This window comes from Streptomyces sp. PSU-S4-23 (assembly GCF_055632315.1).
This window is the reverse complement of the sequence record NZ_JBVMUU010000002.1, coordinates 8656325-8669243: the sequence shown is the minus strand read 5'-3', so window position 1 is coordinate 8669243 and position 12919 is coordinate 8656325. Positions and strand designations below refer to the sequence as shown.

Sequence of the window (12919 nt, the reverse complement as noted above, 5' to 3'; positions counted from 1 at the left end):
TCAGGCCAGGTCGAACCTGTCGAGGTCCATGACCTTGACCCACGCCGCGACGAAGTCGTTCACGAACTTCTCCTTCACGTCGTCGCTCGCGTAGACCTCAGCGAGCGCACGCAGCTCGGAGTTCGAGCCGAAGACGAGGTCGGCACGGCTGCCGGCCCACTTCAGCTCGCCCGTGGCCGTGTCGCGGCCCTCGAACGTGTTCGCGTCCTCGGACGTCGCCTTCCACGTCGTGCCCAGGTCGAGCAGGTTGACGAAGAAGTCGTTGGTCAGGGCCCCGGGGGTGGTGGTGAGGACCCCCAGCTGCGACTGCTGGTGGTTCGCGCCCAGGACGCGGAGGCCGCCGACGAGGACCGTCATCTCGGGGGCACTGAGCGTCAGCAGGTTCGCCCGGTCGAGCAGCAGGTACTCGGCCGGCAGCCGGTTGCTCTTCCCCTGGTAGTTGCGGAAGCCGTCGGCGGTCGGCTCCAGCGCGGCGAACGACTCCACGTCGGTCTGCTCCTGCGTGGCGTCCGTGCGGCCCGGCGTGAAGGGGACCGTGACGTCGAAGCCCGCGTCCTTGGCGGCCTTCTCGACGGCCGCACCGCCGGCGAGCACGATCAGGTCGGCCATCGAGATCCGCTTGCCACCGCTCTGGGCGGCGTTGAAGGACTCCTGGATCCCCTCCAGGGTGCGCAGCACCGTCGCCAGCCGGTCGGGGTCGTTGGCCTCCCAGCCGCGCTGCGGTTCGAGGCGGATGCGCGCGCCGTTGGCACCGCCGCGCTTGTCGCTCCCGCGGAAGGACGAGGCCGACGCCCATGCGGCGGACACCAGCTGGGACACCGACAGGTCCGAGGCGAGGACCTGCGCCTTGAGGGTGGCGACGTCCTCGTCGTCGACGAGCTCGTGGGTCACCTCCGGCAGCGGGTCCTGCCACACCAGGGTCTCGGTGGGTACCTCCGGGCCGAGGTAGCGCACGACCGGGCCCATGTCGCGGTGGGTCAGCTTGAACCAGGCCCGGGCGAAGGCGTCCGCGAACTCGTCCGGGTTCTCCAGGAAACGGCGCGAGATCGGCTCGTAGACCGGGTCGAACCGCAGCGCCAGGTCCGTCGTCAGCATCGCCGGGGCGTGGCTCTTCGACGGGTCGTGCGCGTCCGGGACCGTACCCGCCCCAGCACCGTCCTTCGGTCGCCACTGGTGCGCGCCGGCGGGGCTCTTGAACAGCTCCCACTCGTAGCCGAACAGGATCTCGAAGAAGCTGTTGTCCCAGGTCGTCGGGGTGTTCGTCCAGGTGACCTCGAGACCGCTGCCGATCGTGTCGCCGCCCTTGCCGGTGCCGAAGGAGCTCTTCCAGCCCAGGCCCTGCTCCTCGAGCGGCGCGGCCTCGGGGTCGGGGCCGACGTTGTCCGCCGGGCCCGCGCCGTGGGTCTTGCCGAAGGTGTGGCCGCCCGCGATGAGGGCGACCGTCTCCTCGTCGTTCATCGCCATGCGGCGGAACGTCTCGCGGATGTCGCGGGCCGCGGCGATCGGGTCCGGGTTGCCGTTGGGGCCCTCCGGGTTGACGTAGATCAGGCCCATCTGGACCGCGCCGAGCGGGTTCTCCAGTTCCCGGTCGCCGGTGTAGCGCTCGTCGCCGAGCCAGGTGCTCTCGGGACCCCAGTAGACGTCCTCCTCCGGCTCCCAGACGTCCTCCCGGCCACCGCCGAAGCCGAACGTCTCGAAGCCCATGGTCTCCAGGGCGACGTTCCCGGCGAGGATCATGAGGTCGGCCCACGAGATCCTCTGGCCGTACTTCTTCTTGACCGGCCACAGCAGGCGGCGGGCCTTGTCGAGGTTGACGTTGTCCGGCCAGCTGTTGAGGGGGGCGAAGCGCTGCTGGCCGGCGCCGGCGCCACCGCGGCCGTCACTGATCCGGTAGGTGCCCGCGCTGTGCCAGGCCATGCGGACGATGAGGGGGCCGTAGTGGCCGAAGTCAGCCGGCCACCAGTCCTGGGAGGTCGTCAGCACCTCCGCGATGTCCCGCTTCACCGCCGGGAGGTCCAGCGACGTGAACGCCTCGGCGTAGTCGAACTCCTCGCCGAGCGGGTTGGCCACGGCGGGGTTCTTGGCGAGGATCTTCAGGTTGAGCCGGTCCGGCCACCACTGGCGGTTCCCGCCACCCTGAGTCGGGTGCGGGGCGCGCCCGTGCGCGACGGGGCAGCCGCCCTCGCCCTCCGACTTGGCGTCTACGACGATTGCATCATGGTTCTCAGACATGGGAATCCTTCCGGACCAGGCGGATCACGGTGCTCAGGAGCTGCCGGTGGTGGAACAGCCGGGGCACAGGCCCCAGTAGATGACCTCGGCCTCGTCGATCGAGAAGCCGCGGTCCTCGGACGCGGTCAGGCACGGCGCCTCACCGACGGCGCAGTCGACGTCGGCGACGGCACCGCATGACCGGCACACGACGTGGTGGTGGTTGTCCCCGACGCGTCCCTCGAACCGGGCCGGGCTGCCGGCCGGCTCGATGCGGCGTACGAGTCCCGCGGCCGTGAGCGCGTGGAGGGCCTCGTACACGGCCTGCACGGACACCTGGCCCACGCGATCACGCACCCCGGAGGCGATCGCCTCGGCACCGAGGTGGTCACCGTCCCGGACGGTCTCGAGCAGCGCGACGCGGGCGGCCGTCACACGCAGGCCGGCACCGCGCAGCTCCTCGGCGGTGGTCGGCGTCGGGGATGCGGTCATGGCGCCAACCTACCTCCACAAACGCGAATGATTCAAGAAAAAGAATCGTTCTAAATCTGACAAGGAATCAGGCGCTTTTCGTCCTGTTACAGCAGGAAATATCACCCAGATGGTGATCTTGAGGGTGTCACAGCCGGGGCAGATCGGTCACGGAACGCGTACATGTCCGCCCTGTGAGTGATGAGAGACCTTCGCGGGCCCAGTGCGCCCCCCGTCCCGGATCGGGGCTCCGGCGGGCGGGAACCTGGCGCATCACGGGACGCGACGATACGATCACCGCGATGACGACTCACTCTCTCAGCAGATTGGGGGACCCGTCCGCGCAAGGTGAGTGCTGATGCTCACCGACACCGCGCGTGGGGATTCCCGCCTTTCCCTCTGGCTGCATGTGCGCGAGTACGCCGTGCCGCCCTCCGTGATCGAGACTGCGACCGCCTGCCGCCGTGCCGGGGACTGGGCGGGGGCGTGCGCCGCCGCAGGCATCGATGTCGATCTCCACCTGCGTTCCGTGGCGCGCGAGTACGGCCGGGAACTGGCGGCCCGGGTACGGGCCGACCTGCGCCGGCTGGCTCCCGACCTCCTGCGCTGGCACATGCCGAGGACCGCTCCCGACGGACTGCTGCGCCCGGGTCTGACCCTCACCCTGGCCCGGTACGGGGCCGAGGGGGGCGACGGCGCCTGCCCGGTGCACCTCGTGGCCCGGACCCCGCCGGCCTGGGCCGACGCCGGTCAGCGGTTCAGCCTCGCGCTGTGGGACGAGTCCCGCCCCGCCGGCGCCCGCCGTCGTCCCCGTCCCCACCCCGACCGGCGGTTCCGCCTCGACCTGCACCGCCATCTGTGGGACGCGCGCCGGGCCGGGGAACTGCGCATCCGCTCCGGGGCCGACCGGCCGACCGCCGGCGGTCCGCCCCCGGTGGACCCGGACCTGCTGGACGCCGTGCCGGGGGGACGCCACTGCGCCGTCGACCGGTGGGCGGCCGAGGCGGGGATCCTGCTGCGCGCCCACGGGCGGTCCGGCGGGACCGTCGCCGTGCGGCTCGGGGCGCGGCATCGGCTGGTCCTGGACGTGGCCGCGGACGAGGACGGCACCAAGCCGCCCGCGGTGCGGATCCCCGCGGCGCCCGCGGAGGCCGGTGCCTCCGGGATGCTGATCCTGCCCGACGCGGCGACCTGGGTACCGCCCGATCTGGAACTGCTCCGCGCCGGGCTGATCGAGGCCGACCGGCTGCATCCGCTGGTCGCGTCGGCGCTGCTACCGGATCACCGGCCGGCCGGTCCGTCCCGGCCGGCGGACCGGGGAGGACGACCGCGCCTCGTCGAGTGCCGGGGAGCCCGGCATCGTATCGGGCTGGTCGACGGGGTGCTGACCGCGCTGGACCACGCCCCGGACGAGATCCGCCGGGAGGAGTTGCTGGCCGCGCTGACCGGCACTCCGCTTCCGTGCCTGCGGGCCATCGACGAGGCGCACCGTCGTCCTGACTGCCTCCCCGACATCCGCGCACGCCTCGTCCACGGGGACACCGCCGGTGCGCTCGCCGCCGTCGAGGATCTGCTCGGGCCCGACGCCCTGCTGCGCAGCGGCACGCTGCGGGAGGAACTGGAGGCGGCGGCGCGGCGGCGGATCACCTACGGGCTGTTCAGGGCCGGCCTGTTCGGGCCCGGACCCGGCCGCACCCTTCCGGGTCGTCCCCGTCCCCGTGACCACCGCTCCCGCCCGCGCCACGCGGCCTCCCGCTGACGCCGGGGGCCTCGGCTGACTCCGGGGGCCTCGCCCCCGCTCCCGCTCGTCCCGCCACGAACCCATAGGTGATCGCCCATGCCCGCATACGCCCCTTCCACCCCGTCCACCACAGCCGGCGCCCCCGCGGTCCCGGCCCCCGCCTCCCAACTCGACGTCGCCGACGCGTTGCTGACGCTGCTGCAGGACACCGGCACCGAACCGCGCCCCGACGCGCAACTGGAGGCCCTGACCCTTGCGGTCGCCGCCGATCTGCCCGTGCTCCTGTGGGGCGAGCCCGGGATCGGCAAGACCGCGGCCCTGACCCGGCTGGCCACGGCCCTGGACCTTCCGCTGACCACCGTGATCGCCAGCGTGCACGAGCCGTCCGACTTCTCCGGGCTGCCCGTGGTCGGAGACGATCCCGCGGAACACGGTGTCCCCATGGCCCCGCCGGACTGGGCCGTACGACTGGTGCGGACCGGCCGGGGCCTGCTGTTCCTCGACGAGCTGTCCACCGCGCCACCGGCCGTTCAGGCCGCCCTGCTCCGACTGGTGCTCGAGCGGCGGATCGGCGCCCTCCAACTGCCTCGCGGGGTGAGGATCGTGGCCGCCGCCAATCCGCGGTCCTCCGCGGCCGACGGCTGGGAGCTGAGCCCGCCGCTGGCCAACCGGTTCGTCCATCTCCCGTGGACCCACGACCAGGACGTGGTGGTGCGCGGCCTCGGCGGGACATGGCCGCGGGCGACGCTGCCGCGGCTCGACCCGACGGGGTTGCCCGAGGCCGTGGCCTTCGCCCGCCGTGCGGTGTGCGGGCTCCTCGCCGCCCGCCCCGGGCTGGTGCACCGGCTGCCCGGCAACGAGGCCCGCCGGGGCGGTCCCTGGCCCTCGCCCCGCACCTGGGAGATGACGCTGCGTCTGATCGCCTTCGCGACCGCGGCGGGCTCCTCCCGTGACGTGCTGTCCTCACTGGTCAGGGGCACGGTCGGGGACGGTCCGGGGCTGGAACTGCTGGCCGCCATGGACCGGATGGACCTCCCGGACCCCGAGGTGCTGCTCGCCGATCCGGCGGGTGCCGCCCTGCCCGAACGGGGGGATCTGCGCCAGGCCGCGCTGGACGCGGTGGTGGACGCGGTCCGCAAGCGCCCCGAGAGGTCCCGCTGGGACGCGGCATGGGCGCTGCTGGTCCGGGCGGTGGAGACCGGAGCCCCTGACCTGGTGGTCGTGCCCGCGACCACCCTGGCCACGCTGCGCCGGGAGGACTGGGACGTTCCGGCATCGATCGAGCGGCTCGCCGGAGCGGTGTCCCTGTCGCGGCGCGCGGACCGCGCGGCGGCCCGGGCCGCCCTGGCCACGAAGGCGGACCGGTGACCCCGGACGTGTCGGGGGCGCTGGACCGCGACAAGCTCTTCGCCGCCCGGCTGCACGCCGCACGGGCCCGGCCCTACCTGGCGACGGCGCTGTTCGCCCTGCACGCCGTGGAGTCGCGGCTGGTGCCGACGATGGCCGTCGACCGGCACTGGCGGTGCTACGTCTCGCCCGCGTTCGTGGACCGCACCCCGGTGGAGGAACTCGCCGGGGTGTGGGTGCACGAGGTGTCGCACCTGCTGCGCGACCATCACGAGCGCAGCGACCGGGTCGCGCGGGAGCGGGGGCTGACCGGTCCGGGGGAACGGCTGCGGATGAACATCGCGGCGGACTTCGAGATCAACGACGACGTGTTCGGTGACGGGCTGGTGCGACCCGAAGACGCCGTCGTACCAGGGGCGTTGGGGCTGCCCGAGGGGGAGCTGATGGAGGACTACCTGCGCCTGTTCCGGCTCGGGCCGCGGACGCAGAGCATGGCCTGGCTGGACTGCGGCAGCGGCGCCGACGGGCTGCAGCGGGAGTGGGACCTGGGACCCGACGGCGCACACGGGCTCAGCGCGCAGGAAAGGGACGCGGTCCGGTTCCGGGTGGCGCAGGGCATCACCGCCCGTCCCGGGAACACCCCGCGGGGGTGGCGGCGGTGGGCGGAGGAGGCGTTCCACCCGCCGCAGCCGTGGCGGGAGTTGCTCGGCGCGGCGGTCCGCTCGGCGGCCTCCGGACCGGGCGCCGGCGAGGACTACACCTACGGCCGGCCGTCGCGGCGCTCGGCCGGGGTGCCCGGGGTCGTTCTGCCGAGCCTCCGGCGCAGGCCGCCGCGGGTCTCCGTGGTCATCGACACCTCCGGGTCGGTCAGTGACGCCGAACTGGGCAGCGCGCTCGTCGAGGTGGCCGCCATCTCCCGCGCGGTGGGCGGCCGTCGCGATCTGATCACCGTGCTGCCCTGCGACGCCGCGGCGCGGATCGCGCACCCGCTGTGCCGTGCCCAGGGGATTCCGCTGGTGGGCGGCGGGGGTACGGATCTGCGGGCGGGCTTCGCCAAGGCGCTCGGGGCACGGCCCCGCCCGGACGTCATCGTGGCCCTGACCGACGGCCAGACGCCCTGGCCGGGCAGGCGGCCGCCGTGCCGGACGGTGGTGGGCCTCTTCCCCCGTCGGCGGCCGGAGGGGTCGTGGGACGGGGACGACCCCGTCTATGTGCCGGACTCGCCGCCCGAGTGGGCACACGTGGTCGTCATCGGGTAGCGGCGGCCGGTCGGTCGCCCTTCTCCTCGAAGAGCCGCTGCAGCGACCGGCAGGCGCCGTCGAGGTGGTCGCGCATCCGGCGCACCGCCTCGTCCGCGTCGCCGGCGCGCAGCGCCTCCAGGACCGCGCAGTGCTCCGCGACGATGCGCTCCCGCCCGGGGGTGTGCCGGGTCTGCACCATGCACAGGTGCATCTCGCCCTTGATGCCGCGGTAGAGCCGGCTGAGACGGGGGCTGTCGACGGCGTCGACGAGGGACTGGTGGAAACGCAGGTCGGATCCGACGAAGGTTACCGACAGATCTTCCAGCCCGTAGGGGGCTCACTCGGGTGCCGCACCCCCGGCGGACGCGCCGGGCGACCGGTCTGCCGGGACGCCGGTGTCGCTGATGCTCGGCTGTGTCGAACGCGGCCTGTACCCGAAAGGTGTCCCGGGCCGCACGGCAGCTGTGCCCGGAGATGACCGTCCCCGGCGGCCAGGGCTGCTGCGGCGCGCTCCACGCCCACAACGGCGACTCCGCGACCGGCGCCGAACTGGCCCGCGCACTCGGCGAGCGGCTGCCCGGCACCATCGTCACCACCGCGGGCGGCTGCGCCGCGCACCTCGCCCACCACCTCGGCGGGGACCGGGTGCGGGAACTGAGCCAGTACCTCGACGGCAGGGGGCACCGATCGAGTACGTTCCCGCCGCGCCGCAGCACGTGCCCGCGCCGGGCAGTTCGACGTAGTCGGCGACCGCAGACGGGTGTGCCCCGGTCCGGCGTGTCCCTCACGGCACCGGCCCTCACGGCACCGGCCCTCGGGGTGACGGCGAGGACGGGGAGGTTTCGTCCGACGGGTGGCCGGGAAGCGGGGGACGCATGACGGGTTCCTCAGACCCGCCCGGGAACGACCGCCCCCCACGGCCGGGGCGGAGTTCCCGCCGGCACGACTCGGCCGCCCGGCGTCTCTACCGGCACGGCAGCGAGCTGGAACTGCTGCACCGGTCCATGGGGTTCGCCGCACTGGGCCTGGTCACCCTCGCACCGCTGCTGATCGTCGTCGCCGCCGCCTCCCCCTTCCCCCATCGCGGCTTCGACGCCTGGGTGATCGACGGCATGAGCCTGTCTGGGCATCCCGCCGACGCCGTGCAGCGCCTGTTCTCGGCGCCCCGCAGGGTGCTGAGCGCGACCAGCGTCTTCAGCGTGGTCGTCCTGGCGCTGTTCGGACTCACCTTCGCCTCCAGCGTGCAGACGGGATACGAGCGGGTGTGGGGTCTGCCCGCGGGCCGGTGGCACACCGTGTGGCGGCGTGCCGTGTGGCTCGCGGCGCTGACGGCGTATCTGTTCGCCGAGGTGCAGAGCGGCACGGTGCTGCGGGGCGGAACACCGCGGTCCGCCACCCGCATCACCCTCACCGTCGTGTTCGGCGTGCTGTTCTTCTGGTGGGGCCAGTACTTCCTGCTCGGGCGGCGGGTGCCCTGGCGGGCGCTGCTGCCCGGGGCGGTGGCCACGCTGCTGGGCCTGGTCGGCCTGCGCTGGTTCTCCTACCAGGTCTTCTCCCCGCTGATCGTGAACAACGCGGTCACCTACGGCGCCGTGGGCACCGTTCTCGTCGTGCAGTCCTGGCTCATCGGGGTCGGATTCGTGGTCTTCGGGGGCGCCCTGCTGGGCCGTCATGTCCACGACGCGCACGGCGCTCGCCGTGCGCGTGGCGTACCTCCCGGTGACCGCCGTCCGTGACGCCTCATTCACTCGAACGGGGGACCCATACGCGGGCGGGCGGAGGATACCCGGGCCCGGTGGAAGAGCACTACGCCGGGGTGCTGCCGGACATGCAGCAGGTGATCGACGAGATCGTGTCGGCCGTCCGCGCGGGCGACGACGCGCGGCTGCGTGTGCTCCTCGTCGAGCGTTTCGCACCCGAGGCGGACGTCGGCGCGGTCTTCGCCCTGAGGCAGCGGCTGTACCACGCGCTGCGGGACGGGCCGGACGGCGTCTGACGACGCCGACGCCGGTACCGGCCCGGCCGGCCGCCGGGCCGCGGCGCGTCACCGGGCCCTGCCCGCGCCGTCACACGTATTCCACCGCCGCATCCAGCAGCCAGTCGCCCAGATAGCCGGCGAAGGACGAACGGACCAGCACCCAGAAGCCCGACCCGGGTTCGTCCCGGGCGACCAGCACGACCTGGGTGCGGGCCAGTGTGGTCTGGGCGCAGCGTCCGGGGCCGAACACACGCGGGTGCAGGTCCAGCGCACAGCCGTGGGCCAGCAGGTCGCGGGCGCGGGGTCCCGCGACCAGGAGGGTGGTGCGCTGCGCGGAGACGTCGGTGACGGACACCGGCTCGTCCCCGGCGGCCGCCCTGATCCGGGTCTCCAGATCCCGCTGGGTGCCGGGCGGGCCCACCAGCAGCCATTCGTCGGGGCCGAGCCACAGCGCGGTCAGCTCCCCGGCGCGTACGACCGTGTTCGGTTCGAGGGGCAGGGGGAGCCCCAGGGCGAGCGCGGCGGCGTCCGCCGCCGGGCCTTTGCCGTCGAGCCGCACATCTACCTGGGCCAGGAAGGGGAGTTCGGCCAGCCGGACGGCGCCGCGGGAGGTGCGCGTCGCGGCGGCCAGTCGCCGCGCGGCGTGCGCCAGGGGGCTGCGGGGCGGGGCGGGCGGGGCGGTGTCAGCCATCGCGGCGGGCTCCCTCGGGGTCGTAGAGGACGGGGTGGGCGACGGTCACCGGGACCAGGCGGTCGCCCACGGGGGCCGCAAGCCGCTCGCCGATCCGCTGCCGGCCGCCCTTGACCAGCGCGAGGGCGAAGGTCCGGCCGAGCGCCGCACTGCGGTAACTGGAGGTGACGTGACCGAGCATCGGGACCGGCGGCTCGGGCAGGACGCCGTCGGCGACCAGCTGGGCGCCCTCGGGCAGGAGGTCGTCCGGATCCTCCGGGAGCAGGCCGACCAGGTGCTTGCGGTCGGGGCGAAGGGTGTCCTCGCGGGTGTGGGAGCGCTTCCCGATGAAGTCGGGCTTCTTCTTCGACACCGCCCAGGCCATGCCGAGGTCGTGCGGGGTGACGGTGCCGTCGGTGTCCTGGCCGATGACGGGGTAGCCCTTCTCCGCCCGCAGGACGTGCATGGTCTCGGTGCCGTAGGGGGTGATGCCGTACGGGGCACCGGCCTCGTACAGCGCCTCCCAGAGCGCGACCGCGTGCCAGGGCGACACATTGATCTCGTAGGCCAGTTCGCCGGAGAAGCTGATCCGGCACACCCTGGCCTCGATGCCCGCGACGGCCGTCTCCCGCCATGCCATGAAGGGGAAGCCGGCGTTGTCCACCGCCAGCGCCGGCGCGAGCGCGCCGAGGACGTCGCGCGAGCGGGGGCCGGCCAGGGCGACGGTGGCCCACTGCTCGGTGACGGAGGTGCAGTGCACGCGCAGTCCGGGCCATTCGGTCTGCAGCCATTCCTCCATCCAGTCCAGGACGGCGGCCGCGTTGCCGGTCGTGGTGGTGGTGAGGAAGCGGTCCTGGGCGAGGCGGAGGACGGTGCCGTCGTCGAAGACCATGCCGTCCGGCCGGCACATGACGCCGTAGCGGATCATGCCGGGCTTCAGGGTGCTCATCATGTTCGTGTAGAGGCGGTCGAGGAAGACGGCCGCGTCCGGGCCCTGGACGTCGATCTTGCCGAGGGTGGAGGCGTCCATGAACGCCACGCCCTCGCGGGCCGCCCGGCACTCCCGCAGGACGGCGCCGTCCCTGTCCTCGCCGGGCCGCGGGTAGTACCACGGCCGCTTCCACTGCCCGACGTTCTCGAACAGCGCCCCGTGTGCGGCATGCCAGTCGTGCAGCGCGGTCACCCGCACCGGGTCGTGCAGCGCGCCGCGGTCGCGTCCGGCGAGGGCGGCGAAGGAGACGGGTGTGTAGGGCGGCCGGAACGTGGTGGTGCCGAGGTCCGGGACGTCCACCCCGAGCAGCTCCGCGACCACGCCGCCGGCGAGCACCCCGGACGTCTTGCCCTGGTCGCTCGCGGTGCCGGCGGTGGTGTAGCGCTTGGTGTGCTCGACCGAACGCAGGCCGGCGCCGGTCGCGCGGGCCACGTCGTCGACGGTGACGTCGCGCTGGAGATCGACGAAGCGGGGTCCGCCGTCGGCGCCGGGGACGGCGTACACCTGCATGGGCGGCGACGGGGCCGGCCGCGCCGGGACCTCCGGAAGAGGGGGTCGCAGGGGCGGGTGGCCCTCGGCCGCGATCGCGCGGGCGCCGGCTGCGGCGCCCTGTGCGAGGACCGCGGCCAGGTCCAGGGCGCCGTTCGCGCTGCCCGCGACCTCCACGGCCTGACGGCAGCCGGCGGGGACGAAGCCGCCGAGCGTGTCGTCGTGGCGCAGCTTCCCGCCCGCCTGGCTGAAGAGGTGCACGACGGGGTTCCAGCCGCCGGAGACCGGCAGCAGGTCGGCGGCGAACTCCCGCCGCTCCGCCGGCCGCCCGTACGGGGCGACGGTCACCGCGGTGAGGCGCGCGCCGCCCCGGGTGCCGATGACGGCATGACCGGGCAGCACCCGGATCCCGGCCGCGCGGGCACGGTCGGCCCACTCCCCCGGCTCGGACCTGGTGTCGACGATCGCGGTGACGCCGGCGCCCGCCGCCGCGAGGTCCAGTGCGGCCGGGTAGGCGCTGTCGTTGGTGGTGAACACGACCGCGCGGCGGCCGGGCAGCACACCGTGGCGGTGGACGTAGGCGCGGGCCGAGGCGGCCAGCATCACACCGGGGCGGTCGTTGTCCGCGAAGGCCAGCGAACGCTCGTGGGCGCCGGTGGCGAGGACGACGCGGCGGGCGCGGATGCGCCACACCCGCTCGCGGGCGCGGTGGCCGGGGGCCCGCGCGCCGAGGTGGTTGGTGCGGCGTTCGACGGCGAGGAGGTGGTTGTCGTCGTAGTAGCCGAAGACGGTGGTGCGGCGCAGTACGCGCGTCTCGGGTGCGGACCCCAGCCGCGCGGCGGTCGCCTCCACCCAGTCGAGGTGTTCCCCCGTGCCGAGCAGGCTGCCGCCCGGTTCGGGCTGCTCGTCGGCGAGGATGACGCGGGCGCCGGTGCCCGCGGCGGCCGCGGCGGCGGCGAGGCCCGCGGGGCCGGCGCCGACGACCAGGAGGTCGCAGTGGGCGTGGACGGCGTCGTAGCGCGCCGGGTCCGGCCCGGTGGCGAGGCGCCCCTGGGCGGGCAGACTGCTCGCCGCCAGGCCGTCGTACAGCTCCACGGTCGTCGCGGGCAGCATCGGCTCGGGGAAGGGGGCCTCGATCTGGACGACGGCGTTGGGTTCCTCCACGCCGGCCGAGAAGACGCCGCGCGGGCGGCCGAGCTTGATGCTGGTGCCGGTCCGGATGACGCCGTTGGCGAGGAGGGCGGAGGCGAGGGTGTCGCCTCGGTAGCCCTGGTAGGCGGTGCCGTCGAAGGTGAAGCGGAGGGGTTCGTCGCGGTGGATCCGGCCGCGGGCGGGGAGGCGGAACGGCTGGGTCCTCTCCCCCGCCCCGCTCCTTCCCGGTACCGGGCTGCCGCCCCTGGACCTCGCTGGGGGTTCCGTCTCCGGGCCCCCGTCCGGTCGTGAAGGGATCTCCTGCTCGAACGCCGGACGGGCCGGCCGTACCGACCGTGTCCCGAAGGGAACCGGACGTTCCTCCCCCGGCCGGTACACCGCGAGGATCTCGTTCGTCGCCGTGTCCCGCACCGCGTTGAACCAGCGCCGGCAGCCCGCCGCGTGGCTCCACCGCTCGGCGAACGGGCCCTTGGGGTTGTCGCGGAAGAACAGGTACCGGGCCCACTCCTCGTCGGTGAGGGCCGCCGGGTCCTGGGGATAGGGCACGTGCGCCTGGCCGCCGTAGTGGAACTCGGCCTCGTCACGGGGCCCGCACCAAGGACAGGCAATGAGCAGCATGGTTGGGCTC

The 12919-nt window shown here is 74.1% G+C and carries 11 protein-coding genes; 6 read left to right on the top strand and 5 right to left on the bottom strand.

The annotated features are described in order from the left end of the window. Entirely contained in the window at positions 1-2232 is a 2232-nt protein-coding gene (gene katG, locus ACZ79I_RS39120) for a catalase/peroxidase HPI (protein ID WP_471504590.1), read from the bottom strand. 33 nt (positions 2233-2265) lie between these two features. Then, positions 2266-2703, bottom strand: coding sequence for a Fur family transcriptional regulator (locus ACZ79I_RS39115; RefSeq protein ID WP_471504588.1), 438 nt, complete (start codon positions 2701-2703; stop codon positions 2266-2268). 337 nt (positions 2704-3040) lie between these two features. On the opposite strand from ACZ79I_RS39115, the gene ACZ79I_RS39110 reads away from it, so the two are divergent. From ACZ79I_RS39110 to ACZ79I_RS39100, 3 genes are all read left to right on the top strand, one after another. After that, positions 3041-4441 carry a hypothetical protein gene (locus tag ACZ79I_RS39110; protein ID WP_471504585.1) on the top strand — a complete coding sequence of 467 codons (1401 nt, stop codon included), beginning with the start codon at positions 3041-3043 and terminating at the stop codon, positions 4439-4441. A 78-nt stretch (positions 4442-4519) separates the two neighbouring features. Continuing rightward, on the top strand, positions 4520-5791 hold the full coding sequence (locus ACZ79I_RS39105; RefSeq protein WP_471504582.1) for an AAA family ATPase: 1272 nt from the start codon (positions 4520-4522) through the stop codon (positions 5789-5791). After that, positions 5788-7029, top strand: a complete 1242-nt coding sequence (locus tag ACZ79I_RS39100; RefSeq protein ID WP_471504579.1) for a vWA domain-containing protein — start codon at positions 5788-5790, stop codon at positions 7027-7029. Before ACZ79I_RS39105 ends, ACZ79I_RS39100 begins: the two co-directional genes overlap by 4 nt. Here ACZ79I_RS39100 and ACZ79I_RS39095 read toward each other — a convergent pair. Next, complete coding sequence (locus ACZ79I_RS39095) at positions 7019-7327, bottom strand: FCD domain-containing protein (RefSeq protein WP_471505507.1); 309 nt, start codon at positions 7325-7327, stop codon at positions 7019-7021. The two genes, ACZ79I_RS39100 and ACZ79I_RS39095, sit on opposite strands and share 11 nt — an antisense overlap. A gap of 125 nt (positions 7328-7452) precedes the next feature. Between ACZ79I_RS39095 and ACZ79I_RS39090 the strand changes: the two genes are divergently transcribed. From ACZ79I_RS39090 to ACZ79I_RS39080, 3 genes are read left to right on the top strand one after another with little or no spacing between them, the layout of a single operon-like run. Next, on the top strand, positions 7453-7890 hold the full coding sequence (locus ACZ79I_RS39090) for a hypothetical protein (protein ID WP_471504577.1): 438 nt from the start codon (positions 7453-7455) through the stop codon (positions 7888-7890). Then, positions 7887-8747, top strand: a complete 861-nt coding sequence (locus ACZ79I_RS39085; protein WP_471504575.1) for a YhjD/YihY/BrkB family envelope integrity protein — start codon at positions 7887-7889, stop codon at positions 8745-8747. Before ACZ79I_RS39090 ends, ACZ79I_RS39085 begins: the two co-directional genes overlap by 4 nt. A gap of 59 nt (positions 8748-8806) precedes the next feature. After that, positions 8807-9007: a hypothetical protein gene (locus ACZ79I_RS39080; protein ID WP_471504573.1), complete on the top strand. Its 201-nt coding sequence runs from the start codon at positions 8807-8809 to the stop codon at positions 9005-9007. Positions 9008-9077: 70 nt separating this feature from the next. Here the strand turns inward: ACZ79I_RS39080 and ACZ79I_RS39075 are convergent, their stop codons facing one another. Beyond that, the gene (locus tag ACZ79I_RS39075; RefSeq protein ID WP_471504570.1) at positions 9078-9680 is read right to left on the bottom strand and encodes a sarcosine oxidase subunit gamma; all 603 of its coding nucleotides are present in this window, start codon (positions 9678-9680) and stop codon (positions 9078-9080) included. Next, entirely contained in the window at positions 9673-12909 is a 3237-nt protein-coding gene (locus ACZ79I_RS39070; protein WP_471504568.1) for a sarcosine oxidase subunit delta family protein, read from the bottom strand. The genes ACZ79I_RS39075 and ACZ79I_RS39070 overlap by 8 nt, the downstream gene beginning before the upstream one ends. Between the last annotated feature and the right edge of the window lie 10 nt (positions 12910-12919).

Excerpts from the sequence above, each read along its gene's own strand:
- ACZ79I_RS39105 (WP_471504582.1), top strand. The coding sequence starts at position 4,520 with ATGCCCGCATACGCCCCTTCCACCCCGTCCACCACAGCCGGCGCCCCC.
- ACZ79I_RS39085 (WP_471504575.1), top strand. The coding sequence starts at position 7,887 with ATGACGGGTTCCTCAGACCCGCCCGGGAACGACCGCCCCCCACGGCCG.
- ACZ79I_RS39075 (WP_471504570.1), bottom strand. The coding sequence starts at position 9,680 with ATGGCTGACACCGCCCCGCCCGCCCCGCCCCGCAGCCCCCTGGCGCAC.
- ACZ79I_RS39115 (WP_471504588.1), bottom strand. The coding sequence starts at position 2,703 with ATGACCGCATCCCCGACGCCGACCACCGCCGAGGAGCTGCGCGGTGCC.
- ACZ79I_RS39070 (WP_471504568.1), bottom strand. The coding sequence starts at position 12,909 with ATGCTGCTCATTGCCTGTCCTTGGTGCGGGCCCCGTGACGAGGCCGAG.
- katG (WP_471504590.1), bottom strand. The coding sequence starts at position 2,232 with ATGTCTGAGAACCATGATGCAATCGTCGTAGACGCCAAGTCGGAGGGC.
- ACZ79I_RS39110 (WP_471504585.1), top strand. The coding sequence starts at position 3,041 with ATGCTCACCGACACCGCGCGTGGGGATTCCCGCCTTTCCCTCTGGCTG.